Origin of the sequence: Paraburkholderia sp. BR10923 (assembly GCF_040948765.1) — a bacterium.
Lineage (GTDB): Bacteria > Pseudomonadota > Gammaproteobacteria > Burkholderiales > Burkholderiaceae > Paraburkholderia > Paraburkholderia youngii.
Window position 1 is genome coordinate 49,586 of sequence record NZ_JBFPKO010000011.1, and the last position, 25,615, is coordinate 75,200.

Annotated in this window: 21 protein-coding genes; 10 read left to right on the plus strand and 11 right to left on the minus strand. The window is 62.1% G+C overall.

What is annotated here, in order from left to right:
- Positions 1 to 1,884 carry a PAS domain-containing protein gene (locus AB3X94_RS21295; protein ID WP_368612622.1) on the minus strand — a complete coding sequence of 628 codons (1,884 nt, stop codon included), beginning with the start codon at positions 1,882 to 1,884 and terminating at the stop codon, positions 1 to 3.
- Positions 1,885 to 2,383: 499 nt separating this feature from the next.
- Between AB3X94_RS21295 and AB3X94_RS21300 the strand changes: the two genes are divergently transcribed.
- The gene (locus tag AB3X94_RS21300) at positions 2,384 to 3,766 is read left to right on the plus strand and encodes a histidine kinase (protein WP_312883664.1); all 1,383 of its coding nucleotides are present in this window, start codon (positions 2,384 to 2,386) and stop codon (positions 3,764 to 3,766) included.
- Between the two features lie 364 nt (positions 3,767 to 4,130).
- Positions 4,131 to 4,784 (plus strand): two-component system response regulator NarL, encoded by a 654-nt coding sequence (narL, locus tag AB3X94_RS21305; RefSeq protein WP_176110933.1) that lies wholly within the window; start codon positions 4,131 to 4,133, stop codon positions 4,782 to 4,784.
- Positions 4,785 to 4,844: 60 nt separating this feature from the next.
- Here the strand turns inward: narL and AB3X94_RS21310 are convergent, their stop codons facing one another.
- From AB3X94_RS21310 to AB3X94_RS21320, 3 genes are read right to left on the minus strand one after another with little or no spacing between them, the layout of a single operon-like run.
- Positions 4,845 to 5,612, minus strand: a complete 768-nt coding sequence (locus tag AB3X94_RS21310; RefSeq protein ID WP_176110934.1) for an HAD-IA family hydrolase — start codon at positions 5,610 to 5,612, stop codon at positions 4,845 to 4,847.
- A 44-nt stretch (positions 5,613 to 5,656) separates the two neighbouring features.
- A complete protein-coding gene (locus AB3X94_RS21315; RefSeq protein ID WP_176110935.1) occupies positions 5,657 to 6,529 on the minus strand; it encodes a phosphoribulokinase in 873 nt (290 codons plus the stop codon).
- A gap of 14 nt (positions 6,530 to 6,543) precedes the next feature.
- Complete coding sequence (locus AB3X94_RS21320) at positions 6,544 to 7,692, minus strand: fructose-1,6-bisphosphatase (protein ID WP_368612623.1); 1,149 nt, start codon at positions 7,690 to 7,692, stop codon at positions 6,544 to 6,546.
- 133 nt (positions 7,693 to 7,825) lie between these two features.
- Between AB3X94_RS21320 and AB3X94_RS21325 the strand changes: the two genes are divergently transcribed.
- Positions 7,826 to 8,797: a LysR substrate-binding domain-containing protein gene (locus AB3X94_RS21325; RefSeq protein ID WP_176110937.1), complete on the plus strand. Its 972-nt coding sequence runs from the start codon at positions 7,826 to 7,828 to the stop codon at positions 8,795 to 8,797.
- A gap of 29 nt (positions 8,798 to 8,826) precedes the next feature.
- On the opposite strand, the gene AB3X94_RS21330 is transcribed toward AB3X94_RS21325, so the two are convergent.
- Together AB3X94_RS21330 and AB3X94_RS21335 are read right to left on the minus strand one after the other, a co-directional pair.
- Positions 8,827 to 9,180 (minus strand): dihydroneopterin aldolase, encoded by a 354-nt coding sequence (locus tag AB3X94_RS21330; protein WP_368612624.1) that lies wholly within the window; start codon positions 9,178 to 9,180, stop codon positions 8,827 to 8,829.
- 99 nt (positions 9,181 to 9,279) lie between these two features.
- On the minus strand, positions 9,280 to 10,203 hold the full coding sequence (locus AB3X94_RS21335) for a LysR family transcriptional regulator (protein ID WP_176110939.1): 924 nt from the start codon (positions 10,201 to 10,203) through the stop codon (positions 9,280 to 9,282).
- Positions 10,204 to 10,504: 301 nt separating this feature from the next.
- Here AB3X94_RS21335 and glyA point away from each other — a divergent pair, with 301 nt between their 5' ends.
- From glyA to AB3X94_RS21370, 7 genes are all read left to right on the plus strand, one after another.
- Positions 10,505 to 11,827, plus strand: a complete 1,323-nt coding sequence (glyA, locus tag AB3X94_RS21340) for a serine hydroxymethyltransferase (protein WP_246392236.1) — start codon at positions 10,505 to 10,507, stop codon at positions 11,825 to 11,827.
- 44 nt (positions 11,828 to 11,871) lie between these two features.
- Positions 11,872 to 13,119, plus strand: coding sequence for an aminotransferase class V-fold PLP-dependent enzyme (locus AB3X94_RS21345; RefSeq protein WP_176110940.1), 1,248 nt, complete (start codon positions 11,872 to 11,874; stop codon positions 13,117 to 13,119).
- 82 nt (positions 13,120 to 13,201) lie between these two features.
- Entirely contained in the window at positions 13,202 to 14,158 is a 957-nt protein-coding gene (locus AB3X94_RS21350) for a D-2-hydroxyacid dehydrogenase (RefSeq protein WP_368612625.1), read from the plus strand.
- A gap of 61 nt (positions 14,159 to 14,219) precedes the next feature.
- A complete protein-coding gene (locus AB3X94_RS21355; RefSeq protein ID WP_176110942.1) occupies positions 14,220 to 15,407 on the plus strand; it encodes a malate--CoA ligase subunit beta in 1,188 nt (395 codons plus the stop codon).
- A gap of 11 nt (positions 15,408 to 15,418) precedes the next feature.
- Positions 15,419 to 16,324 (plus strand): succinate--CoA ligase subunit alpha, encoded by a 906-nt coding sequence (sucD, locus tag AB3X94_RS21360; protein WP_176110943.1) that lies wholly within the window; start codon positions 15,419 to 15,421, stop codon positions 16,322 to 16,324.
- Positions 16,302 to 19,214: a phosphoenolpyruvate carboxylase gene (locus AB3X94_RS21365; protein ID WP_368612626.1), complete on the plus strand. Its 2,913-nt coding sequence runs from the start codon at positions 16,302 to 16,304 to the stop codon at positions 19,212 to 19,214. The genes sucD and AB3X94_RS21365 overlap by 23 nt, the downstream gene beginning before the upstream one ends.
- Positions 19,215 to 19,268: 54 nt before the next feature.
- The gene (locus AB3X94_RS21370) at positions 19,269 to 20,252 is read left to right on the plus strand and encodes a CoA ester lyase (protein ID WP_368612627.1); all 984 of its coding nucleotides are present in this window, start codon (positions 19,269 to 19,271) and stop codon (positions 20,250 to 20,252) included.
- A gap of 85 nt (positions 20,253 to 20,337) precedes the next feature.
- On the opposite strand, the gene folD is transcribed toward AB3X94_RS21370, so the two are convergent.
- The 5 genes from folD to glnT are packed head-to-tail and all read right to left on the minus strand — an operon-like array spanning position 20,338 to position 25,591.
- A complete protein-coding gene (folD, locus tag AB3X94_RS21375) occupies positions 20,338 to 21,237 on the minus strand; it encodes a bifunctional methylenetetrahydrofolate dehydrogenase/methenyltetrahydrofolate cyclohydrolase FolD (RefSeq protein WP_176110946.1) in 900 nt (299 codons plus the stop codon).
- Positions 21,234 to 22,601, minus strand: a complete 1,368-nt coding sequence (locus tag AB3X94_RS21380; RefSeq protein WP_176110947.1) for an FMN-binding glutamate synthase family protein — start codon at positions 22,599 to 22,601, stop codon at positions 21,234 to 21,236. The genes folD and AB3X94_RS21380 overlap by 4 nt, the downstream gene beginning before the upstream one ends.
- A 15-nt stretch (positions 22,602 to 22,616) precedes the next feature.
- On the minus strand, positions 22,617 to 23,315 hold the full coding sequence (locus tag AB3X94_RS21385) for a protein glxC (RefSeq protein WP_176110948.1): 699 nt from the start codon (positions 23,313 to 23,315) through the stop codon (positions 22,617 to 22,619).
- Complete coding sequence (locus tag AB3X94_RS21390) at positions 23,303 to 24,211, minus strand: amidophosphoribosyltransferase (RefSeq protein ID WP_176110949.1); 909 nt, start codon at positions 24,209 to 24,211, stop codon at positions 23,303 to 23,305. Before AB3X94_RS21390 ends, AB3X94_RS21385 begins: the two co-directional genes overlap by 13 nt.
- 51 nt (positions 24,212 to 24,262) lie before the next feature.
- Positions 24,263 to 25,591 carry a type III glutamate--ammonia ligase gene (glnT, locus tag AB3X94_RS21395; RefSeq protein ID WP_176110950.1) on the minus strand — a complete coding sequence of 443 codons (1,329 nt, stop codon included), beginning with the start codon at positions 25,589 to 25,591 and terminating at the stop codon, positions 24,263 to 24,265.
- Positions 25,592 to 25,615: the final 24 nt, after the last annotated feature.

The following is a 25,615-nucleotide window of genomic DNA, read 5'->3' on the forward strand; positions in this document are numbered from 1 at the left end:
TCACTCCCCGCTGATGCGCTCACTCGCCCCTTCCCAACCGGAAGCGGACAGTGCGCGGTCGAGGACTTTTCTGGTGTCGGCCATGCCCGCCTCGATCCAACTGCACCCAATCTGCGTTGGAACCTTGAATTCGTGGCCTTCTACCTTAACGGGATCATCAAGGAGTTTCTGCAGGCTGCTCCGTAGCTCCTCCAGCGTCGCGTCGGTGTCTGCCAACCCTCGTTCGGCGAGGTGTTGCGCACCGCCGCCACAGCAGGCAAGTGCTTCGGCGCTGAAGTCGACCAGCAACACCGCGAATACGTGAGAATCCAGCAACGCAGCGCAGTTCAGTTGGCCCTGAATCGCTTCGAGCCTCCTGCCGATGGCGATCAGCACGCGATCCGCGTAATCCTGACCAAAGCGCGTCGCAACACGCTCCAGCTCTCCAACATTGATCGCGAAGATTGCACACGGCAGTGGGTTTCGCGACGACAGAGCCAGGGAAAACTCCAGGCGGCCGAGAAACAGCGGCAGACTCATGAGGCCCGTGGAATTCTCAAAAGTCTGGCTGCGCCGGGCGTCTTCTTCGATCATCTGTCTGCGCGCCACTTCCACGATGAATCCCTCCAGCCCCATCAGTTCGTCCCGGGCAGAATAGACACCGCATCCCTGATCCCAAACCCATTTGGTTTGCCCAGCGCGGTCGACAATCCGGTAAGTCAGTTCATAAGGCTTTCGCGCCACGATCTGCGTCTGCACCTCGTTCCAGACGAATTCGCGATCATCGGGGTGGATCAGCGAACGGAACGTCAGGCGGCTTTCATCGATCAGCTCGAAAGCCTCATAGCCAGTCAGCTCGAAGCAGCCTTCACTCACGAAAGCCATCGACCTGTCACGGTTATTCTGCCCCCGATAAATCATCGCGCGCAAATTGGACAACAGGGTGCGCAGGCTGCGTCGGCTGGCGCGCAAAGCTTCTTCGTGGCGTTCGCGATTCGAGACGTCGATCACAAGTCCGACGGCGCCGACGAGCGCGCCTTCGTGATCGGACACTGCATGACAACGCAGTTCCACCTGCGCCATCGTGTTGTCGGCACGAATGAGTCGCGCTTCCCCGACCATTTCGCTCATGTGTCCGCCGAGCAGCGCTTTGAGCCGGGCATTCAGGGTTTCTGCGTCCTCTGGATGAAAGAAGCCCGAAAATGGTCGGGGCTCCGGGTCGTTCCCGACGGCACGGACGAGGCTGCGCCACGCTGGATTCGAGAAGATCAGACGCAACTCCCGATCCACACGAAAGAGCGCCTGGGGTAGCTGGAGCACGGCATCCTGGCAATGTTGAAGAATTTGCAGCTCGCTGCGCTGAGCGTCCGTACTCGTGTAGGGCGCTGGAAATTGCAGCAGCGTCATGCGCGAGTCGCGCGCACTCAGTGCCGTCACGGGTTGCAAACGGAAACTGCCGTCGCCGTACGCGATCCGCAGCGACGCAGAGGTGCGCTCGCCCCCGTCGCGCGACTGCGTGAGCAGCGCCGTCAGATCCAATAAGGACTGCGGATGAACGAGGTTGCTGAACGGCATCCCGACGATTTCATCCGCGTACGGTTCCCAACGCGCGTACTTGAGGAAAGCGCTATTGACGAACACGAGCGCATCGTTGTCGAGTAACGCGGCGGGCATCGAAAGATTCGCAGCAAATGCGCGCAGATCGGGCAACTTGACTGCGCGTGCAACGCGTGGCGTCGTGCGGCGGGCACTGTAGGCCATCGCCAGCAGAAATGCGGCAAGGCATCCCGACAGTACAATCGCGACGTACAATAAACCACTATTACCGGGACCGTAGCCAAGTCGGGGCAACACTAGCGCGGCGACCGCACCAAGAAGTATCGTGGCGAACAGATAAACCGACATGACATCTTCGCTCGGAAAAATACGATTACAGCTCGGTGACCGGGTTCGGTGCACGTTATTACTTCATTCACCCATGAATACTGCCCGGTCTGAGGCCTCTTACCACTATCCGCTCTTTGCGAAGGTCTGTTCGCTGCTCGCCTGCATCGTCGGCTTGATCGCGCTGCTCTATGTGAGTGGATATATGCAGGCCAAAGGAAACGAAGGATTCCGGCAGACCCTCTCTTCTCTCGACGAAGTCGCTCGTCTGCGAACAGCCGCCGCGAAAGCACAGCCAGGCTCGCCAGGAAAGGCTCAAGCGCTAACTGAGCAGGCCGATTGGCTTGTCAGCAACGATACCCTACTGAACGACTGGAGGCAACGTGGCGCTCCGACGAAAGAACTAGCTAGCGCACTCATAGCCGCGACTGCAGGGTCGACATCAGATAGTGCCCGCGGGCCGGATGCAAAAATTTCGGCACTACGTGCGCTACGTTCGCAAGTCGCTTACCAGGCGCAAGTGCAAAAGGCCGTGCTCGGGCTGCTGCAGGGCGCAACCGCTTGCCTTCTGGTTCTTGGCATCGTTGCGCTCGCAAGGGGTGCGCATCGCGCCTTTGTCACGCGACCAGCCGCGGCGCTGCAGGCGCTCGCGGAATCCGGGCAGACAATACCGCAAGGGGACGACGAAATCGACCGGCTTTTAAAGCTTCAGGCGCAACTTGCCGTTCGACTGCGCACCGAGCAAAGCGAGTCGGCGCAACTCAAGCGAATCGTCGAAGACTACATTGCATTTGCGGACCAATCGCTCGAGCTGCTTCACCACATCTGCGCGCAGCTTGCCGAGCAAGAGCCATCGGGCCGCACACTCGAGGCGCTGTTGCAGCGTCTCGTCGGTGTGTTGCGCGCCCAACGTATTGCGCTGGTGGTCACCGAATCGACGGCCCAGCTGCTCGATATCGATCCCGTCGTAGCGCCGAACGGCGACGTGCCGCAGATCGTCAAGGCACGCGTCACGAACGAACTGATGACGCTTGCGGGCAACTATACGTCTTCTTTGCTCAATGACGGCGGGGTGTCGCCCCCGGTGCTCGCCGCCCCGGTACGCGTGCCGCTCGCAACCTATGGGGTGCTGATCGCGGAGGGCGAGCCGGACACGCGCTTCGAGCAGCGGCATCTGTATCTGCTCGAAACGATCGCCAGCGTGCTCGCACACGCGATCTCCAATGTCAGCCGCGATGTGCGCGACCGGCGTATGGCGCTTTTCGAGGAACGCAATGCCATTGCGCGCGAGTTGCATGACTCGCTCGCGCAATCGCTCTCATATATGAAGATCCAGCTCGCGCGGCTGCAAGCCGTGCTGCCGCCTCAGCTCTCGCAGAGCGATGTCGCCGAAATCGCGCGCGCGATTCGCGAGGGCATCGACAGCGCCTACCGGCAGCTGCGCGAATTGCTCACGACCTTCCGCGCGCCGATGCATGCGCACGGTCTTGCGTCCACGCTCGAGGAGCTTGCCGAAGAATTCGGATCGCGCAGTGAGGTACAAATCTCGATTGACAATCGTGTGCCGCGTATGCGTCTCTCAGTCAACGAGGAAATGCATGTCGTGCAGATCGTGCGTGAAGCGCTGACAAATGTAATCCGTCATGCGCGCGCCACGACGGCGCAGGTGCAACTCATGTCGGACGGACTCACGATGACGGTGACGATCGAGGACGATGGCAAAGGTGTCACCCGCTCACGGGGCGACGAACATCACTACGGCCTCGCAATCATGCGCGAGCGAGCCCGCAGCCTCGGTGGACGTCTGGAACTGAAGCCCGCCGAACGCGGCTCGCGCGTGGTATTGAACTTCATCCCCGCAGCGCACAAGGCTCGCGCCGTCAGTGGTGCCGGTGTCCGTTAGCGTAAATTCGTCAAGCTAACACTCCGGGAGTAGCTCAGGCTACTCACCAGGAGGTAGAGACCTGCACCGATCCATCAAAAAATCCTCTTCCGCAGCCACGAAGGGTATTGCCGACGTGCTTTCTATACCGCGTTAAATGGCGCCGTATCGTTGGGGTTGCGTCTAAGGAAAACCCGCAAAGCGTCAGCATCGGGCAGGAATCTATTTTTCCCATCGCGTCATGTTGCTAGAATGATTCAGGCATCGTCTGAACAATAAAAGCCTCTTCTCCATGTACTCGAGATCGCACTGCCGTGCGCATCGCAGTTGACGGAGCCAGGCCGATCTAGCTGGTCGATCTGGCATATGAGCCCAGGAAGAGCCGATGGTCACTAACACAGTACTTCTGATCGACGATCACGCGTTGTTTCGAAAGGGAGTCGCGCAACTCATTCAGATGAATCCCGCCTTCGAAGTGGTGGGCGAAGCGATTTCCGGAGAAGACGGCGTTGAGATGGCCGTGCGCCTGAAGCCGGACGTCATCCTGATCGACCTGAACATGCCGCGCATGAACGGGATCGAAACGTTGGACCGCATGCGCGAAGCCGGCGTCGAAGCGCGTTTCATCATGCTGACGGTGTCGGATAACGAGCGCGACGTGGTGGCCGCGTTGCGCGCCGGCGCGCATGGCTATTTGCTAAAGGACATGGACCCCGAGGACTTGTGCCTCTCGCTCGAAAAGGCGCTCAGGGGATCTGCCGTTCTCAGCGAGTCGGTGACGGGCGCGCTGGTTCATGCATTGTCGGGTGGCCAGCGCCTTCCTGTCACACAGAACGAGCTGACCGCGCGCGAGCTCGAGGTCTTCGACTTTCTGGTTGCCGGCCTGAGTAATAAGGCCATCGCGCGCAAACTCGATATCAGCGTCGGCACCGTGAAAGTTCATGTTAAGCACGTGCTGCGGAAGCTCGATCTTCACTCCCGGCTCGAGGCCGTGCTCTGGCAGCGGGAACACGGCGCGCGCGCGCACTCTTATTCATGATGGCGCGGCGCGGCTTGAAACCCGCGCCGGCACATCGAGCTGTCACGCGCCTCGTTGAATTCAATTCGGCTGCTGCGCTTGCATCGCCCGCATAGGGATTCTCTGATCAGCATGAGTAGCACTATGCCCCCTGTGAAGACCGCCGAGCAAATCCGTCAGCTCGCCGATGCGGTGAATGACGCGCAAGCAAGGCAACTCCGATACCGGGTGATTGTGGCTGTATCCGTAGCTGACGCACACCATCGGCATATTGGCCGCCTGTGCCGCGAGCGCATCCGTCACGCAATCGCCAACGAATAGCGTATGGGTCGGGTCGACGCCGAGCGCTTCGCACGCCTGCAGGAGTGGCTCGGGATCGGGCTTACGCGGCAAGCGGGCATTTGCATCGACCACCATGTCGAACCATGCATGCAAGCCGAAACGCCATATCAGCGGATCGACGAAGCGCGACTCCGAGTCGGTGACGAGGCCCAGCTTGAGACCCATCTTCCGCAAGCTGTCGAGCGTCGCTTCCGCGCCCGGGTAAAACTCGCTCAACTGGTTCTTATCGCGGCAGATCTGATGATAGGACGCCTCATAGCGGCGCAGGACCAGATCCAGCGTGGCGGGGCGCGCATCGATGCCGAGCAGCGTCAGCGCGCGATCGACGAGGATCTCTGAACCACCGCCTATCAACGTTTGCGCGACGCCAGGCGCGAGCAGGGGAAAACCGTTCTCGGCGAGTGCCCGGTTGAGCGCGTTGCCGATATCGGGCGACGTATGCAACAGCGTGCCATCGAGATCGAATAGCACGGCATCGATCGGCATATTGCGCGGCATGACTTGCATGTTCGTGTCTCCTGTCTGGTGAGTACAAGTGTTCCGGCGGATGGTCACAATGCCCGTTTCTGGCGGTCGATCATCTGCAGGATCATAGGGGTGAAGATCAATTGCATCGCAAGTCCCATCTTGCCGCCCGGAACGACGATGACATTGGGCCGGCTCATGAACGAGTCATGCAGCATGGTGAGTAGATAAGGAAAGTCGATGCCCTTCGGATTGGCAAAGCGGATGACAACGAAGCTCTCGTCGGCGCTTGGTATGTCGCGGGCTGCAAACGGATTCGACGTGTCCACGGTCGGCACGCGCTGGAAGTTCACGTGCGTTCTGCTGAACTGAGGGCAGATATGGTGAGCATAGTCCGGCATGCGCCGCAGGATCGTATCCATGACAGCCTCCCGCGAATAGCCGCGCAGCGCCTCGTCCCGATGAAGCTTCTGTATCCATTCCAGATTGATGATGGGGACGACCCCCACCAGCAGGTCCGTATGTTGTGCGACGTCGATGCCACGGCCGATAAAGCCGCCATGCAGCCCCTCGTAGAAAAGCAGATCGGTGGGCGGCTCGATGTCTGTCCACGGCGAGAACGTACCGGGGTCCACACCATACGGCGCAGCCTGGGCGTCGTCATGGAGGTATTTACGCAACCTCCCCCGCCCCGTCGCCGAATACTCACGAAACAATTCCGCGAGTTCCTGCAGCAGATTCGCTTCAGGGCCGAAGTGGCTGAACTGGTGACGGTTTTCCTCTGCGGCTTTCATTGCAGACTGCATGCCCGCGCGGTCGAAGCGATGAAATGCGTCGCCCTCCACGATCTGCACGTTCAGCTTTTCGCGCCGGAAAATGTGCTGAAAACTGTTCATGACAGTCGTGGTACCGGCACCGCTCGACCCCGTTACCGCAACGATTGGATGTTTGATCGACATGCTCCAACCCCCATCTACACGCGTGCTTCCGGGCGAAACAGGGAGCGCTCGTTGAAAAGCGGTGACGTGAATGGCGTGTCCTCGCCCCGATCGTGTTCCCAGTGGTATCGCTCGATACGCTCGACTTCACCCTGGCTGCCGACGAATAGCGGCGTGAGTGCATGCGCATCGGCGTCGACATCGAATATCCGTGCACGCCCCGAGCTGGCAAGTCCGCCCGCCTGTTTGAGGATCCAGGCGAGCGACTGCGCCTGATATAACAACGGTTGACGTGTCGCACTGGGCCCCCGGCGCCTTTCGCACGGGAAAAGACACAGGCCGCCGCGCATCAGCGTGTGGTGCGCATCGGCCGCCAACGAATCGTTCCAGCGTGTGTCGAAATCGCGCTGGCGCACGCCCGCGCTGCCGTCACGGCACTCGTTCACATAACGCTGTACAGGCCGCTCCCACGAGCGCTCATTGCTGCAATTGATGGCGACCACAGGGCCTTGTTCGGGGATGCGCATTGCGTGATGCGTCAACATGAATTCGCCCCGTTGACGGCAAAGCGTGAACCCATGGGTGCCGCGCCCGACGGTGATCACCAGCATCGTGGAAGGACCATAGAGAGCGTAGCCAGCGGCAATCTGCTTCGTGCCGACGATCTCGCAGTCACCGTCATGGCTTCGCGCCTCTGTCTGCCGTATCGAGAATACGGTTCCGAGCGCAACGTTCGATTCGATATTGGCCACACTATCGAGCGGACTGGCAAACAGGACATATGGCCCTGCAACCGCAGGATGCCGCGCCTGCGCGCAATGCAGCACAATGCCCGCTTTCTGCGTCCTGCACTCGCTCGACGCGATGAAGGCTTCCTTCGCGGCATCACGGCACGACCCGCTATCTGGCGAGGCGCTCGCCACCTTCAGCGTCTGCGAATCGACGATCGTACCCTGTGCGATACGCGCCGCAATGATTTTCGCCGCTTGCGCAATGCCCTGAAGAACGTTACGCAGCGAGACGGCATGCGGATCCTGCTCGACGGCAAGCGCTTGCTCGCGGCCGGTGCCGAGGTGGGCCGCAAGAAAAACCGGCAGCGTCGGTTGGGTCACGATCGCCGCGGTACGTCGATTTCCTGCGCCAACAGCCTGCGCATGCTCAGCTGATTCAATTCGTGCATTCATCGCTACCTCGATCGTCCATTGCTCGCCAGGACTGCTGACTAGAACGGTAAGCCAGCGCGTACTCGGGGAAAACTCAAATGTTTTTACTTGCGTTTTAAGCGATGCTTATCTGTCGCATCCAGGAGTGCCGATCATGCTCAATCTCCTTCGCAATCTCACGCTACGTCAGTTGCAGATCTTCTCTGCCGCCTCTCAATACGAGAGCTTCGCCCGCGCCGCGGAAACCCTGCACCTGACCCAACCCGCCGTCTCAATGCAGATCAAGCAGCTCGAAGAGGCGATTGGAGTGCCTCTATTCGAGCGCATCGGCAGGCGCATTGCCCTGACCGAAGCGGGTATGACGCTTTCTCACCACGCAAAGCGGATTCTCGGTGACATCAAGGATGCCGAAGATGCGATGCGTTGCCTTTCATCGGCGGATGGCGGCAATATCTCCATCGGAATCGTCAGCACGGCCCGCTATTTCATTCCTCGCCAGATTGCGCGCTATGTGGAACGTCAACCCAAGGTCGATATCAGCTTTTCAATCGGCAAGCGTGATGTACTGCTGCGCCAGTTACAGGACAATGAGATCGACCTCGCCGTCATGGGCCGGCCTCCCGTCGAGCTCGATGCGCACAGCGAGCCGCTCGCGTACAACCCGCATGTCGTCGTCGCGAGCACGAATCATCCTTTTATCGACGCCGCATGCTTCGACTTGCACGAAATGCGCAGCGAGACGTTTCTGATGCGTGAGCCAGGTTCCGATACGGAGGGCGTCGCGAGCGAAATGTTTCGCCATCATCTTTTCACTCCGGCCCGCACCCTCACCTGCGACAGCGACGAAACAATCAAGCAGGCGGTGGCTGCTGGCATCGGCGTCAGTGTGTTGCCGCTGCATACGTTACGGCTCGAACTGCTGACAGGCGAAGTGTCAGTCCTGCATGTCAACGGCACGCCCATTAACCGTGTGTGGCACGTGGTTCACATGAACGCGAAGCGGATGTCTCCGACCTGCGTGGCCTTCCGCCGTTTCTTGATCGAGAAGTCGGGTGCGTGGCTCGAAGGCCAGTTCGCCGACCTCACCCCTATGGACCCGGCCGCCCGCCCCTTCGTGCAGATATGACGCACAAACCAGGCGAGCCGAAGTGCCGCTTACGGCCATCGTATGGTGCGCTCGATAGTCACGCCGACAGCCTTCACGTTTGCGAACTTCGCTGGCTTCGCAATTGAAATGCGCACCCAATGCGCGTTGAAATCGGCCAATAGCATCTGCGCAATCGACTCTGCCAGCGCCTCCAGTAATTTCACCCTATGGTTCACGAGTTGCAATTGCAGCGCCTCATGAACCTTGCCGTAGTCGATCGTGTCGGCAATAGCGTCCGTATCGCATGCGTGGCTATGCGGCACTCCGGCCCACAAGTCGATTCGCACGGGTTGCAGCGCAGTCAGTTCGTCGGGATCTATCCCGATGACGGTATCGCCCTGAAAGCCTTCGATGAAGATCATGTCCATCCCCGACGAAGCGAGGTAGGGTCTCGCCGCGAGGTTTTTGTCGATCATATTCATGTGGTTTCCTTTTCGCTATGGTCGCGGGAGCTCCGGGGCCTAGGCTTGCATTGCGACGCGCTCGCCCGCCTCTTGCGCCCCGCTCATCAGGCTCTCCCTGAACGCGGACGCGGCTGAAGAAAGCTGCTTGGATTCTCTGTGCACCAGATACAAATACCGGAGGATCGGAAAGTTCTCGACGTCAAGCACCTTCAGTCGCAAGGTTTCCAATTCGGCCATTATCGTTGCGAGCGCGACGACAGACAGTCCCATTCCCGCCTGCACGGCCCATTTGATGGCCTCATTGCTGCTCACTTCCATCCCGGGCCGCAAATTGATGCGATGCTCGGCAAAGAAGCGCTCTACCGCGCGGCGGGTTCCCGAACCCGACTCACGCATGAGAAAGGTTTCGCGTTCGATCGTGCTCAACGCGATGCGGCGCTCCCGTGCGAGCGCGTGATCGGGTGGCGCGATCATCACAAGCGGATTGCTCGCCACATGCACAGCGACCAGACCCTGTCCTTCAGGCGGGGCCCCCATGATCGCGACGTCCGTTTCGTTGGTAGCGAGCTCGTTGAGAACACACTCCCGATTCCCGACCGAGAGGCTCACCGTCACGCCAGGAAACGCGCGAGTAAATTTCGCGATCAACTGCAGTGCTAGCGGGTTGGCGGTGCCACTAACCAGGGACACTTTCAGCTTTCCTTGCTTCGTGTCGCGCAACTGGTCGAGCGACTCTTCGAGGACGGACAGTTGCTGTTGAAGCAGCCGCGTATGGTTGTAAAGCTCCTTGCCGGCCGCGGTCAGAAACACCTGTCTGCCGACCTGTTCGAACAGCGGCATACCGACGATCGCTTCGAGCTGCTTCAATTGCGACGAAACGCCTGGCTGAGTCAGGTGAAGCTCCCTGGCTGCGCGCGAAAAGCTCAGATGCCGCGCGCTCGCTTCGAATACCTGTAACTGGCGCAAAGTCAGATGCAGCATCGCTTTTCCTTGCCTCCCGAATGCCCGGGCCGCACGCTCGAAGCGGCCTGATTTCACGCCTCAACTCTATCAGCCGGGCTTGGGCGCGCAATGCCCATGAAGAGGTACTCCGCAAGGCGAAAAGGCCGTCCTGCAAGGCTCGCATGCAGGGTTATGGGTCGAATAAGTAAGCCGAATGAGTGTTTCCGCGTGCATGGCGCTACGATCGTTTCACAGGAATGCCAACCAGCCGACCGCAGCAAAGCGGCAAGGGAACGCGCGGGTTGCCGAGTGAACGACTCCACTAAAGCGAGGTTCAGCCATGTTCAGCTACAAAAACACGATTGCGGTGACGGACCCCGAACTGCATCGGGCCATCGCAGGCGAGACTCAGCGCCAGCAGGACCACATCGAGCTGATCGCATCCGAAAACTACACGTCGCCCGCCGTACTGGAAGCGCAAGGGTCGCAATTGACCAACAAGTACGCGGAAGGTTATCCGGGCAGGCGTTACTACGGCGGATGTGAACATGTCGACCTGGTCGAGCAACTCGCGATCGACCGCGCAAAGCAGTTGTTCAACGCAGAATATGCAAACGTTCAGCCCCACTCGGGCTCGCAGGCCAATCAGGCCGTGTATCTCTCCGCACTCAAGCCGGGCGACACGATTCTCGGCATGTCGCTCGCGCATGGCGGGCACCTCACGCACGGCGCCTCCGTCAACGTGAGCGGCAAGCTGTTCAATGCGGTGTCGTATGGCCTGAATCCGGATACGGAAGTCATCGACTACGACGAAGTACGCAAGCTGGCACAGACGCATCGCCCGCGCATGATCGTCGCAGGCGCGTCAGCCTATTCGCTCGTGATTGACTGGCAATGCTTTCGCGAGATCGCCGACAGCGTCGGTGCAACGCTGCTCGTCGACATGGCGCACTATGCCGGTCTCATCGCGGCGGGACTCTATCCCAGTCCGGTCGGCATTGCAGATTATGTGACCACCACCACTCACAAGACGCTGCGCGGGCCACGTGGCGGGCTGATTCTCGCCCACGCACAAGCGGCGAAGGCGATCGACTCGACGATCTTTCCAGGCATCCAGGGCGGCCCCCTGATGCACGTGATAGCGGGCAAAGCAGCCGCCCTGCGCGAAGCGATGACCGGCGAATTCCGTCAATACCAGCAACAGGTACTCCTGAATGCGCGAGTCATGGCGCAAACGCTTCAGCAACGCGGCCTTCGTATCGTGTCGGGACGCACCGACTCACACGTGTTCCTGGTCGATCTGCGCGCGAAGAACGTGACAGGCAAAGAGGCCGAAGCCGCGCTTGGCCGCGCACTCATAACCGTCAACAAGAACGCCATTCCCAACGATCCGCAAAAGCCGTTCGTCACGAGCGGCGTGCGCATTGGCTCGCCTGCCATCACGACACGCGGCCTGCGCGAAGCCGAAACGAGCGAGCTTGCCCATCTGATCGCCGACGTGCTGGATGCGCCCGCCAACGATCTCGTCATCCGCCGCACAGCCGACGCCGTGCTCGCCCTCACCGCGAGGTTTCCGGTCTATCGCGATGGGCCCGTCGCCACGACGCCCGGCGCGTCTGCGAACGACGACGCATCGGCCGCAACTGCGCGCACCGCGCACTGAAACCTCCAGACGATTTCTCACGACCACTACCCAAGGAGACAGTCATGTCAAACACGCCAGTCACGCGCATTCCGGGACGTAACATCCTCGCAGTCCCCGGTCCGACGAACATTCCCGACGCCGTTCAACGCGCGATGGTCGTATCGATGGAAGATCACCGCTCGACGAAGTTTCCCGAACTCGCGCATGGTCTGCTTTCCGATCTGAAAACGCTCTACCGGACGGCAGACGGCCAGCCCTTCATCTTTCCGTCGTCAGGCACGGGCGCGTGGGAAGCGGCTCTCACCAACACGCTCTCGCCCGGTGACCGCGTTCTCGTTCCGCGCTTTGGCCAGTTCAGCCACCTTTGGGCCGATATGGCGCAGCGTCTCGGACTCGACGTGGAAATTCTCGATGTCGATTGGGGCGAAGGGGTGCCCGTCGAACGGATCGGCGAGATCCTGAAGGCGGACCGCCAGCATGCGATCAGGGGCATCCTCGCCTGCCACAACGAAACTGCGACGGGCGTGACGAGCGATATCCGCGCACTGCGCCGCGTGATGGATGACGCGGGCCACCCTGCCTTGCTGTTCGTGGACGGTGTGAGTTCGATCGGCTGCATCGACTTCCGCATGGACGAATGGGGCGTGGATCTCGCCGTGACCGGCTCGCAAAAAGGTCTGATGCTGCCTGCGGGACTCGGCATCCTGTGTGTGAGCCAGAAGGCGCTGAAGATGATTACGCAGGCGAAATCGCGCCGCTGCTACTTCGATCTCGCCGATATGGTGCGCGCCAACGCAACCGGCTACTTCCCTTACACGCCTGCGCTGTCGCTCCTCTACGGGCTGCGCGCAGCGCTCGACCTGCTGTTCGACGAGGGTCTCGACCGGGTCTTCGCACGCCACCACTACCTCGCGTCTGGCGTGCGCGCCGCCGTCGCGGAAGGCTGGGGTCTGGAGTTGTGTGCAAAGGCGCCAAAGTGGCACTCGGACACGGTCTCGGCAATCGTCGTGCCCCAAGGGTTCAACGCCGCACAGGTCATCGACACGGCCTTTCGCCGTTACAACCTCGCGCTCGGCGCCGGGCTCTCGAAGGTCGCCGGCAAGGTATTCCGCATCGGCCACCTCGGAGACCTGAACGAACTGATGCTGATGAGCGCGATAGCGGGCGCGGAGATGGCGATGCTCGATGCCGGTATCGACGTTTGCCCGGGCAGCGGCGTGGGTGCAGCCGGGCAGTACTGGCGCACCCACACGCAAGCCGCGGCAGACCCCGTCGCCAAGCCGGCGCTGCGCCGTGTCGCCGCGGCCTGATTGCGGCGGTCTCGATGAAATCTTCAGGCCGAGGCGCGTCAGATCGCAATCCTTCCGATCACTCTATGGCAGGAATGACATCATGCAACACGAAATCGTCTTTCTCGACCGATCGACATTGAACGCCGATGTCCGTCGCCCGGCGTTCGAACATGGGTGGGTTCAGTTCGCGTCGACATCGTCGCACGAGGTCGCGCATCGGCTCGAACGCGCGACCATCGCCATCACCAACAAGGTGCCGCTGCGAGCCAATGTGCTCGAAAGGCATCCGTCGATCAGGATGATCGCAGTGGCGGCGACGGGCTACGACTGTGTCGATACCGAGTACTGCCGCGAGCGTGGCATCGCGGTCGCGAACATTCGCAACTACGCGACCCATACGGTGCCCGAGCATACCTTCGCGCTGATCCTCGCGTTGCGGCGCAACCTGCTCGCTTACCGCAGCGATGTGTCGCGCGGGCGCTGGCAACAGGCAAAGCAGTTCTGCTTCTTCGATCATCCCATCCGTGACCTGCACGGTTCGACGCTCGGCATCATCGGCGGCGGCGCTCTGGGCCAGGCAACGGCACAGATTGCCCGGGCCTTCGGTATGCGTGTCGTCTTCGCGGCTCACGACGCGAAGCGCTCCCGCTCGCCAGACCTCGAATACGTCTCGCTCGACACGCTGCTGCGCACGTCGGACGTCATCTCCTTGCATGCGCCGCTCACCGCCGCCACGCGCAACCTGATCGGACTCGACGAGCTGCGCCTCATGAAGCGTAGCGCTCTGTTGATCAACACGGCACGAGGCGGGCTCGTGTGCGAGGCGTCGCTTGCCACTGCACTCAAGGAAGGACTAATCGCGGGCGCAGGCTTCGACGTGCTGAGCCAGGAGCCGCCTGTCGCGGGCAATCCCCTGCTCGGGCTCGATTTGCCCAACTTCATCCTGACCCCGCACGTCGCCTGGGCTTCCGGCAATGCCATGCAGTTCCTCGCGGACCAGCTGATCGAGAACATCGAGGCATTCGCGCGCGGCGAGCCCCGCAACCTCGTGGTCTGAGCGCCACGGGACCACGCATAACCTCGCAACGCAAACGACGCAAACCACCGGAGACACCGATATGGACATTCACGAATATCAGGCCAAGGACCTGCTGGCTGGGTTCGGCGTGCCGATCCAGCGCGGCGCGGTCGCCTACACACCTGACCAGGCCGTGTACTGCGCGACGGAACTCGGCGGCTGGCATTGGGCCGTCAAGGCTCAGGTCCACTCTGGCGCGCGCGGCAAGGCGGGGGGAATCAAGCTATGCGAGACCTACCACGACGTGCATGAAGCGGCCACCGGTCTCTTCGGCAAGCGCCTCGTGACGGCGCAGACGGGACCGGATGGCAAGATCGTCGAGCGTGTCTACATCGAGGTCGCGGAGAGATTCGAAAGGGAAATCTATCTCGGTATCGTGCTCGACCGCAAAGCCGAACGTGTGCGCGTCATCGTTTCCGCCCACGGTGGCATGGATATCGAAGAGGTCGTGCACACGAACCCGGAAGCCGTGCTCCAGACAGTCGTCGAGCCCGCCGTCGGCTTGCAGCCATTCCAGGCGCGCGAACTCGCCTTCGGACTCGGCCTGAACATCAAGCAGGTGAGCCGCGCGGTGTCCGCGATCATGGGCGCATACCGGGCGTTTCGTGACCTCGATGCGACGATGGTCGAAATCAATCCGCTCGTCGTGACCGATGACGATCGCGTCATTGCCCTCGACGCAAAGATATCGTTCGACGACAACGGCCTGTTCCGGCATCCGCACGTCTCGGAGATGCGCGACCCGACGCAGGAGGATCCCCGTGAGGCCGAGGCCGCTCAGTTTGGCCTGAACTATGTGGGGCTCGACGGCGATATCGGCTGCATCATCAACGGCGCCGGGCTCGCGATGGCCACCATGGACACGATCAAATATGCCGGGGGCGAGCCCGCCAACTTTCTCGACGTCGGCGGCGGCGCATCGCCCGAGCGCGTGGCCGCCGCGTTTCGCCTCGTGCTCTCGGACGGCAACGTGTCGGCCGTGCTCGTCAACATCTTCGCCGGCATCAATCGTTGCGATTGGGTCGCCGAGGGCGTCGTACGGGTGGCCCGGGGGCTGACGGTGCCTCTCGTGGTCCGCCTCGCGGGGACCAACGTCGAGGCGGGGCGACGCATCATCAAGGACAGCGGCCTGCCAATCATCACAGCAGATTCGCTGCTGGAAGCGGCGCAAAAGGCCGTCGAGGCCTCGAAAGCGCATCGTGCGCGCCGCGCGGCCAACCACAGATAAGGACTACCGACATGAGCATCCTGATCGACGAAACCACTCGCGTCATCGTACAGGGATTTACAGGTGACAAGGCCTCATTCCACGCGAAAGAGATGATCGCCTATGGGACGAACGTGGTCGGCGGCGTGACTCCCGGCAAGGGAGGAAAGCATCACCTCGAGCGACCCGTGTTCGACACCGTGAAAAACGCCGTAAGCGAAACAGGCGCAACTGCGAGCCTCGTGTTCGTGCCGCCCCCTTACTGCGGCGACGCCATCATGGAAGCCGCCGACGCGGGCCTGAAACTCGTCTGTGTGATCACGGACGGCATTCCGGCGCAGGACATGATGCGCGTGAAGCGCTATCTCCTTCGCTATCCGAAGGAGACCCGAACCTTGGTGGTCGGTCCGAACTGCGCGGGCATCATCAGCGCGGGACGCGCGATGCTCGGCATCATGCCCGGCCATATCTACCGCCGCGGCAATGTCGGCATCGTCTCGCGCTCGGGCACGCTCGGTTATGAAGCCGCTGCGCAACTCAATGCGCTCGGCCTCGGCGTCACCACGAGCGTGGGCATCGGCGGCGACCCGATCAACGGCAGCTCGTTTCTCGACCACCTGAAATTGTTCGAGCAGGATCCCGAAACCGAGGCTGTCGTGATGATCGGGGAAATCGGCGGGCCGCAAGAGGCCGAAGCGGCCAGGTGGGTCAGCGAGCATATGACCAAACCTGTCGTCGGCTATGTAGCGGGCTTGACCGCGCCCAAAGGACGGCGCATGGGACATGCGGGCGCCATCATCTCGGCAGCGGGCGACAGCGCGGCCGAAAAAGCGCAAATCATGCAGTCCTACGGTCTCGCGGTTGCGCCCAGCGCGTCCGACCTGGGTTTCACGGTTGCCTCTGTGCTCGAACAAAATGTCACGCGCCGCGTTGCCTGACTGGGGCTATGGCACAGACACACAGTCCGACCCGCCGCGCGTCGAGACTGTGCGCCCCCTCCATGCGCTCGGACACACCGCCGACGACGGGCTGCACAAGCTCGCAGCGGCCTCGGCGTCCTTGCCCACGCTCAGCGCGGAGAACTATGAGCACGCAGTGATCGACCTCCTGTCGCAACTGTTGTGCGACGTCGCGCGCGCCCATCAGCCCGAGGTGGAACGTGCGTTGCGCGGCGAGTCCGCACACGAGTCGATGAGCGAACTGATGCACGAACGGATGAACGATCGCACCGCGCGCGTCGTCCTGCGACGCATGCTGCAGGCCCAGGGCATGTGGTTCCAGTTGCTCAGCATCGCCGAGCAGAGCACCGCCATGCGCCGGCGCCGCGAGATCGAGATCGAAGGCGGCTACGACCGGCTGCCTGACTCGTTTGCACGGGTCATCGCCGAAGTCGCCGGCGCCGGCGTCCCCGCCGCCGCAGTTCGCCACGCGCTGAGCCATCTGAAGGTGCGGCCGGTGCTGACGGCTCACCCGACCGAAGCGAAGCGAGTCACCGTGCTCGAAAGCCACCGGCGCGTCTACCGGCGTCTAATGGAACTCGAATCCCCGCGCTGGACGCCGCGAGAGCGCTACACGCTCGTCCTCGCGCTCCGCAACGACATCGAACTCTTGTGGATGAGCGGCGAATTGCGGCTTGAAAAGCCCACCGTTGCGCAGGAAGTCGCATGGGGACTGCACTTCTTCGGCGAAACGCTTTTCGAAGCCGTGCCGCAACTCATCGACAAGCTGCAGAGCGCGCTCGAGCGTTGTTATCCGGGCGAGCGATTCGACATGCCGCGCTTTTTCCAGTTCGGCTCGTGGATAGGCGGAGACCGCGACGGCAATCCATTCGTCGATGACTGCGTCACACGCGCCACCTTGCACGAGCACCGGGCCGCGTCTCTCAAGCGATACCGGCTACGTCTCGTCGAGTTGACGCAGATGCTCAGCATCACGTCCGAAGCGCTGCCCGTACCGGACAGTTTCCACGCAGCGTTGGCTCGCGCGCTGACGCGCAGCGGCGAACCCGGGCCGATCGCATCGCGCAATCCGGGGGAATTGTTCCGGCAATACCTGACCTGCATCCTGCGCCGCCTCGATGCGACGCTCGTCGACATCAATCAGGCGAGCCACGCTTCGCCGGTTGCGGGCGCATACGCGAGCGCGGATGATCTGGCGGCCGATCTGCTCGTGATCGAGCAGGCGCTGCTCGCGACACAAAGCCAGCAGCTCGCACGGATGCTCGTGCGGCCGCTGCGTCATGAAGTCGAGACGTTTCGCTTCAGCACCGTGCAACTCGACCTGCGCCAGAACACAACGGTCATCGGGGAAACGCTGCGCGCGCTGTGGCGCGCGACATGCGGGACCGCGGGCGAACCGCCCGCGAGCGACTCGCCCGAATGGAAAGCATGGCTGATCGGCGAACTGGGAAAGCCCTTGGAGAGCGAAGCGCAAAGGGCCCGCCGTTTCGAATCGCTGCCGCCCGACGAAGCGCAGACACTGCAGATGTTCCGTACGGTGCTCGAAATGCGTCAACGGGTGGACCGTCATGCGTTCGGCGCGTTCATTCTGAGCATGACGCATCGAGCGAGCGACGTGCTCGGCGTCTATCTGCTGGCAAAGGAAGCCGGCCTCTTTTCCGACTCGCTCGGCACCGAGAGCTGCACGTTGCCCGTCGTGCCCCTGCTCGAAACCATCGACGACCTGCGCCGGGCACCCGAGATACTGCGCGAGTTGCTGGCTGTGCCGATGGTCCGTCGCAGCATACGCGCGCAAGGCGGCGTGCAGGAAGTCATGATCGGCTACTCCGATTCAAACAAGGATGGCGGCTTTCTCGCCAGCAACTGGGAACTGTCGAAGGCGCAAACGAAGCTCAAGCGGCTTGGCGACGAGCTTGGCGTCACGATCGCGTTTTTTCATGGACGCGGTGGATCGGTGAGCCGCGGCGGCGTTCCCGCTGGCCGCGCCATCGCCGCGCTGCCCGCCGGTTCGGTCAATGGACGTTTTCGCGTCACCGAACAGGGTGAAGTGGTCTCGTTCAAATATGCGAATCGCGGCACGGCGCAGTATCACGTCGAATTGCTTGCATCGAGCGTACTTGAACATACGCTGAAGTCCGAGCGGGAGGACGCATTGTTGCCCAAGGGCGAATTCGACGAGGCGATGGAAGCGCTCAGCGGCGCGTCGCGGGCAGCGTACGTGAAGTTCATCGAACAGCCTGGCATGCTTGCGTATTTCCAGGCCGCCAGTCCGCTCGAAGAACTGTCGATGCTCAACATGGGCTCGCGCCCTGCCCGCCGGTTTGGCGCAAAGAGCCTCGAGGATCTGCGTGCGATTCCGTGGGTGTTCGCATGGGCGCAGAACCGGCATGCGCTCACTGGCTGGTACGGCGTCGGCAGCGCGATAGAGGGCTTTCTCGCGGTACGCCAGGAGCGCGGCGCCGAGCTGCTGCGGCGGATGTTCGACGAGTCACGGGTGTTCCGGCTCGTCATCGATGAAGTCGAGAAAACGCTGGCACAGGTGAACCTGACTATCGCGCGCGAATACGCGAGCCTCGTGCAGGATGCCCACATCCGCGACACGATCTTTTCACAAGTCGAAGCCGAATACCGGCTCACCGTGAAGATGGTGCAGGCCGTCACGGGTTCGGCCGGCCTGGGCACGCGCTTTCCGAAGTTCAGCGCCCGCCTGCAGCGGCGCGTGCCCGCCATCGACCTCATCAGCCGGCAACAAATCGAACTGCTGCGCCTCTACCGCACGGCGGAGACCGAACGGCAGCGCCGGGCCTATCAGGTGCCCCTGCTGCTTTCCATCAACTGCATTGCGTCAGGCTTCGGCGCGACGGGCTGAGCGCCCTTGCGCCGGTCCGCGCCGCGCCTATTCAACAACCCAGGAGATTTCACCATGAGTTTCACTGTCATCGAGCAGGCCAAAGCACGGTTGCACCGTTCCGAGTTAGCCGTCCCCGGTTCGAACACCGCGATGTTCGAAAAGGCCGCACGTTCGGCCGCGGACATCGTCTTCCTCGACTGCGAAGATGCCGTCGCGCCGGACGACAAGGAGCAGGCACGCAAGAACATCATCGAAGGACTCCACGACATCGACTGGGGAAACAAGACGATGATGGTCCGCATCAACGGACTCGACACGCATTACATGTATCGCGATGTCGTCGATATCGTCGAGGCATGCCCGCGCCTCGACATGATCCTGATCCCCAAAGTCGGCGTGGCTGCCGACGTGTACGCCGTCGACATGCTCGTCACGCAGATCGAAACGGCACGCAATCGCACACGACGGATCGGCTTCGAGGTGCTGATCGAAACCGCGCTCGGCATGGCGAACGTCGAGAGCATCGCTCAGTCGAGCCGGCGGCTCGAAGCCATGTCGTTCGGCGTCGCGGACTATGCGGCCTCGACGCGCGCGCGCACGACGGTGATCGGCGGCGTGAATCGCGATTACGGCGTGCTCGCGGACAAGAATGAGCGCGGCGAACGCGACTACTTCTGGGGCGATCAGTGGCATGGCGCACAAACGCGGATGATGGTCGCCTGCCGCGCGTACGGTCTGCGTCCCATCGATGGACCGTTCGGCGACTTCGGCGACCCCGATGGCTACATTGCAGCAGCCCGCCGCGCCGCCGTGCTCGGCTACGAAGGCAAATGGGCCATTCATCCGTCGCAGATCGAACACGCGAACCAGGTGTTCACGCCCGCCGAAGCGGAAGTGACGAAGGCGCGCCGCATCATGGACGCCATGGCACAAGCCGCGCAGGAAGGCAAAGGCGCGGTATCGCTGGATGGCCGCCTGATCGATGCCGCCAGCATCCGGATGGCCGAGGCGCTGCTCGCGACGGCCAGCGCGATCGGTAATGACAGCAGCCGTTAGCGATCCTGGAGCGTGGGCCGAGGCAAACAAAAAGGGCGTCCGTAGACGCCCGAAACACACTGGATGAAGCAGAATAATTTGCCGCCTAATTTGCCGGCACCTGCCAGAACGGCTGCGGCGGGTGAAACGCCTGGCCGTCCGCAAACCGTTCGGCGGAGCGCAGCGTGTTCTCGATCAGCATCGTGACCGTCATCGGACCCACGCCGCCCGGCACCGGCGTGATCCATGCCGCCCGCTCCCGCACGGGCTCGAAGTCCACATCGCCGACGATGCGCCCGTCCTGCATTCGGTTGATCCCGACGTCGATGACGATCGCACCCTCCTTCACCATCTCGGCCTTGATGAGCCCGGGCTTGCCCGCCGCAACGACAAGAATATCGGCGTGTATCGTGTGCTGTGCGAGGTCCCGCGTCTTCACGTGGCAAACGGTGACGGTCGCTTCCTTCTGCAGCAACATCAACGCCATCGGCTTGCCGACGATATTGCTCGCGCCTACTACCACGACGTTTTTCCCCGCCACATCGATTCCCGTCGTCTCGAGCAGAAGCTGGACCCCGTACGGCGTACAAGGCGGAAAGATCGAGTTGCCCACCACCAGCGCGCCGACGTTGTACAGATGAAAACCGTCGACGTCCTTGTCGACCACGATGCCTTCCAGCACGCGCCGCACGTTGATCTGCGGCGGCAACGGCAGTTGCACGAGAATGCCGTGCGTGCTGCGCTCGACGTTGAGGGCGGCAATTCGGTCGAGCAGTTCCGCCTCGCGGCAGTCCGCGTGAAAGCGATGCATGAACGAACGTACACCGCATTCCGCGCACGCCTTCACCTTGTTCGCCACGTACAGCTCGGACGCGGCGTTGTCGCCGACCAGCACCACCGCGAGACCGGGCACGACACCTCGCACGGACAAGGCCGCCACGCGCTCGCGAAAGCGCGTGCGCAGACGTCGCGCGAGGTGGCGGCCGTCGATCAGTTGCGCCGTCATCGTGCGCCGTTCACGCCGGGGATCCAGTTGGTCCCGGCAAGCGGCACGCGGGCCATCGCCGCTGCTTCGACCGTGAGCGCCACGAGGTCCTCCAGCTCCAGGTGATGCACGTTCTGCTTGCCGCACGCTCGCGCGATCGTCGTCAGCTCCATGTTCAGCGTCTTCAGATAGTTCTTCAAACGCTTCGCGCCGACATCGGGTTTCAGCCGCTCCTGCAACACGGAGTCCTGCGTCGTGATGCCCACGGGACACTTGCCCGTGTGGCAATGGTGGCAGAAACCAGGCGCCGTGCCGAGTCGCGCATAGTCGTCGAGCGCGTTGACATGGTGGCCGTCCTCGACGTACGAAGCGCTATTGCAGCCGAGCGACACCAGCACCCCCTGACCGATCGCAACGGCGTCGGCGCCCATCGCCAGCGCCTTCGCAATGTCGGCGCCGCTGCGGATGCCCCCGGAGATGATGAGCTGCACCTGCCCCTTCATGTTGAGGTCTTCGAGTGCGTCGACGGCTTGGCGCAGGGCGGCAAGTGTAGGAATGCCGACGTTTTCGATGAAGCAGGTTTGCGTGGCCGCCGTACCGCCCTGCATGCCGTCGACGACGATCACGTCCGCGCCGGCATGCACCGCAAGCTTGACGTCATTGAACGTGCGCGTCGCGCCAACCTTCACGTAGATGGGCTTCTCCCAATCCGTCATTTCGCGCAGTTCGAGGATCTTGATCTGCAGATCGTCGGGGCCCGTCCAGTCCGGATGGCGCGATGCCGAGCGCTGGTCGATACCCTCGGGCAGCGTGCGCATCTTCGCGACACGCGGCGAGATCTTCTGGCCGAGCAGCATGCCGCCGCCACCCGGCTTCGCGCCTTGTCCGATCACGACCTCGATGGCGTCCGCCTTGCGCACGTCGTCGGGATTGAAGCCGTAGCGCGACGGCAGGCACTGATAGACGAGCGTTTTCGACGACATCCGCTCTTCTTGTGTCATACCGCCGTCGCCGGTCGTCGTCGAGGTGCCCATCTCCGTGGCCGCACGGCCGAGCGACTCCTTCACATTGGCCGACAGCGCACCGAAACTCATGCCCGCAACCGTGATGGGAATCGCGAGTTCGATCGGCTTTTTGGCGAAGCGTGTGCCGAGCACCGTCTTCGTCACGCACTTCTCGCGGTATCCCTCCAGCGGATAGCGCGACAGCGATGCACCGAGAAACAGCAGGTCGTCGAAGTGCGGCACGCGCCGCTTCGCCCCCAGGCCACGGATCTCATACAGTCCGTGTGCCGCGGCGTTCTGGATATAGTCGATCGTCTTGCGGTCGAAGCCCCAGGACTCTTCAGTGGCGATGTGTTTCATGTGTACGGGCTTGATTTCCATGGCGGGGTCCCTGGTTCAATATTCCTGATTCGCGTCGGCATTCCAGTGGTACAGCGAGCGAGCCGATGCTACGCGTCTGAATTCCTTGGGGTCGAACTCGGCGAATGCCGGGCCGGCTGCGCGCAACAGCTGTGCAACGGCTTCCACGTCGGCGCCTTGCATCGGCTCTTCACGCGCATCCGCACCCAGCGACTTGACCTTGCCGCGCACGTAGATCACCGCCTCGTACAACGAGTCGCCCAGCGCATCACCCGCATCGCCGCAGATCACGATCCGGCCGGCCTGCGCCATGAACGCCGAAAAGCTCCCAACCGATCCCCTCACGACGATGTCCGCCCCTTTGAGCGAGATGCCGCAACGCAAGCCCGCATCGCCTTCGATGACGAGCAGACCGCCGTGCGCGGATGCACCCGCCGCATTGGAGGCGAAGCCCTTCACGTGCACGCGCCCGCTCATCATGTTCTCGGCCACACCCGTACTGGCGCTACCCGAGATCGTCACTTTCGCTTCCTTGTTCATGCCGGCGGCGTAGTAGCCCGCGTGGCCGTCGATCTCCACCTCGATGGGCAAATCGAGTCCCACGGCGATGTTGTGCGCACCATCGGGATTGGAGATGAACACCTTGCGCGTGCCCGCTTGCGCGGCCTCGCGATGCAGGAAGCCATTCACGTCGGTCACCGAGGCGGACGCCAGGTCGAAGTTCACACTGTCCATACGTACATCTCCTCTGGGGCCGGTTCGAAAACACGCGCGTGCTTGATGTCGGGAAGGTGCGCGAGCGAGCGGAACTCCGAAGCAATGGCGACGAAGTCGTCCGTCTCGGCCACGACGGCCGGCTTGCACGCGAACGGATCGCGGATCAGCGCGAGCTTGTCCGGCGTGCCCATCAGGAACGTGTAGAAACCGTCGAGCTGCTCGAAGCCCTTTTGCAAGGCGGTTTCGAGATCGTCGCCCTCACGCAGCCGGTATTCGAGAAAACGGCATGCTGCTTCCGTGTCGTTGTCCGTGTCGAAGCGAATGCCATGCGGTTCGAGCATGCGCCGTACGCCGTTGGGGTTCGACAGCGAGCCGTTGTGCACGAGGCAAAAGTCTTCGCCAGCCGTGAACGGGTGTGCCCGATCGGGCGTCACGGCCGACTCCGTCGCCATACGCGTATGGCCGACCAGATGCGTGCCCGTCAGCGCGCTGAACGCGTAGCGGTCTGCGACCATGCCGGGCGTGCCCGTGTCCTTGTACAGGTCGATCATGCGGCCGGTCGACAGCACATGCAGCCGGGGATGTGTTTCGCGGATCCAGTGCTTGACCGTCTCGGGATCGATGGCGACGCTCAGGATCGCGTGATTGTCCTTCGCATGCACCGACGCCTTCGCGCCGAGATGCTCGTTCAACTCATGCGCGAGCCCCTGCCAGTTGAAGTCGGCGCCCTCATCGGTGAGGCCCGAGTAGAGGCTGATCTTGCGCACGCCATCCGCAGTGGGCTCCGTGAACACGGCCAACCCTGCCGAATCGGGCCCCCGCTCCGTCATGCCCAGCAACATCGGCACCATCAATTCTCCGAGCCGGCCCCGCAGCTCGGGCTTTTTAACAAGTAATCCTACAATTCCGCACATCGTTTTCTCCTCGCGATCACATTCAAATCGACAAACTGTCCTGGTTTTTGGTCAGAAAAATTCGAGGTACGTCTTCTGTTCCCAGTCCGACACATGGCGCATGTACTCGATCCATTCCATGTTCTTCAGACGCAGGAATTCCCCGCCCGCCGGTCCCAGCGCTTCGAGCATCACTTCATCGCGCTCCAGTGCCTGCAGCGCGGCCGAGAGGTTCTGCGGCAGGATGCTGATGCCGTGCTCATTGAGTTCCTGCGGGGACATTTCGTAGAGATTGGCATTGCACGGCTTGCCTGGCTCCAGACGGTTCTCGACGCCATCGAGCCCGGCCGCGATCACGGCGGCCGTCGCGAGATATGCGTTGCAGGCGGCGTCGGGCAGGCGCAGTTCGATCCGGCCGCCCGGAATACGCACCATCGACGAACGATTGTTGTCGCCATAGCTCACGTAGGCGGGTGCCCATGTCGCGCCAGTCAAGGAACGGCCCACGACAAGACGCTTGTATGAATTGACCGTCGGGGCGCAGATCGCCGTGAGCGCCGCGGCATGCTTGAGAATGCCCGCCGTCCAGTGATACGCGAGCTTCGAAAGGCCAAGACCGTTCTCGTCGTGGTCGTCGGCGAAGAGGTTTTTCTTTCCGTCCGAAATCGACATATGCATATGCATGCCGTTGCCGGGCCGGTTCGCGAAGGGCTTCGGCATGAACGAACAGATCAGGCCGAGTTCGTTCGCGATCTCCGCGGCCGCCATCTTGAAGAAGACGTAGTGATCGCAGGACTTCAGGCAATCCGTGTACGTGTAGTTGATCTCGAACTGGCCGTTGGCGTCTTCGTGGTCGATCTGATAGACATCGATGCCTGCCTTGATGAGCGCATCCGTCAGGCGTTCGAGGAACTCGCGCGAGCGCGAGAGCCCCTTGTAGTCATAGCAGGGTTTGGGCAACGCGTCGGTGTGATCGCATGGCACGATCGCGCCGTCGGGGCCCTTGCGCAGCAGGGAGAACTCGGGCTCGAGGCCCGTGTTCAAAATCCAGCCCCGTTCTTCGAGACGCCGCACCTGCTTCTTGAGCGTCACGCGGCTTTCGAACGGCCAGGGTTCGCGCTTGACATGTCCATCGCACACGATGCGGGCGTAGCCCGGCTGCCATGGCACGAGTTGCAACGTGTCGATGTCGCCGACGGCCATGAAGTCAGGCCCCTGCGGATCGATACCGAGCCCCCACACTGCGAAGCCTGCGAAACCGGCGCCTGCCGTCAGAATGCTGTCCAGGTGAGCGGCGGGCACGGACTTCGTCTTCGCCACTCCGTGGATGTCGACAAACTGGGCGAGGATGTACTTTATCTCGTTTTCTGCTAGAAACTTGCGGGCGAATTCGGGGGTCATGTGAATGTCCTCAAACGTAATAAG

Coding starts and splice junctions, on each gene's coding strand:
- AB3X94_RS21310 (WP_176110934.1), bottom strand. CDS start 5,612: ATGCAAGTCATGCCGCGCAATATGCCGATCGATGCCGTGCTATTCGAT.
- AB3X94_RS21355 (WP_176110942.1), top strand. CDS start 14,220: ATGGACATTCACGAATATCAGGCCAAGGACCTGCTGGCTGGGTTCGGC.
- AB3X94_RS21345 (WP_176110940.1), top strand. CDS start 11,872: ATGTCAAACACGCCAGTCACGCGCATTCCGGGACGTAACATCCTCGCA.
- AB3X94_RS21380 (WP_176110947.1), bottom strand. CDS start 22,601: ATGGAAATCAAGCCCGTACACATGAAACACATCGCCACTGAAGAGTCC.
- folD (WP_176110946.1), bottom strand. CDS start 21,237: ATGACGGCGCAACTGATCGACGGCCGCCACCTCGCGCGACGTCTGCGC.
- narL (WP_176110933.1), top strand. CDS start 4,131: ATGGTCACTAACACAGTACTTCTGATCGACGATCACGCGTTGTTTCGA.
- AB3X94_RS21325 (WP_176110937.1), top strand. CDS start 7,826: ATGCTCAATCTCCTTCGCAATCTCACGCTACGTCAGTTGCAGATCTTC.
- AB3X94_RS21315 (WP_176110935.1), bottom strand. CDS start 6,529: ATGTCGATCAAACATCCAATCGTTGCGGTAACGGGGTCGAGCGGTGCC.
- AB3X94_RS21320 (WP_368612623.1), bottom strand. CDS start 7,692: ATGAATGCACGAATTGAATCAGCTGAGCATGCGCAGGCTGTTGGCGCA.
- AB3X94_RS21390 (WP_176110949.1), bottom strand. CDS start 24,211: ATGTGCGGAATTGTAGGATTACTTGTTAAAAAGCCCGAGCTGCGGGGC.
- AB3X94_RS21370 (WP_368612627.1), top strand. CDS start 19,269: ATGAGTTTCACTGTCATCGAGCAGGCCAAAGCACGGTTGCACCGTTCC.
- glnT (WP_176110950.1), bottom strand. CDS start 25,591: ATGACCCCCGAATTCGCCCGCAAGTTTCTAGCAGAAAACGAGATAAAG.
- AB3X94_RS21365 (WP_368612626.1), top strand. CDS start 16,302: ATGTCACGCGCCGCGTTGCCTGACTGGGGCTATGGCACAGACACACAG.
- AB3X94_RS21295 (WP_368612622.1), bottom strand. CDS start 1,884: ATGTCGGTTTATCTGTTCGCCACGATACTTCTTGGTGCGGTCGCCGCG.
- sucD (WP_176110943.1), top strand. CDS start 15,419: ATGAGCATCCTGATCGACGAAACCACTCGCGTCATCGTACAGGGATTT.
- AB3X94_RS21385 (WP_176110948.1), bottom strand. CDS start 23,315: ATGGACAGTGTGAACTTCGACCTGGCGTCCGCCTCGGTGACCGACGTG.
- AB3X94_RS21350 (WP_368612625.1), top strand. CDS start 13,202: ATGCAACACGAAATCGTCTTTCTCGACCGATCGACATTGAACGCCGAT.
- glyA (WP_246392236.1), top strand. CDS start 10,505: ATGTTCAGCTACAAAAACACGATTGCGGTGACGGACCCCGAACTGCAT.
- AB3X94_RS21335 (WP_176110939.1), bottom strand. CDS start 10,203: ATGCTGCATCTGACTTTGCGCCAGTTACAGGTATTCGAAGCGAGCGCG.
- AB3X94_RS21330 (WP_368612624.1), bottom strand. CDS start 9,180: ATGATCTTCATCGAAGGCTTTCAGGGCGATACCGTCATCGGGATAGAT.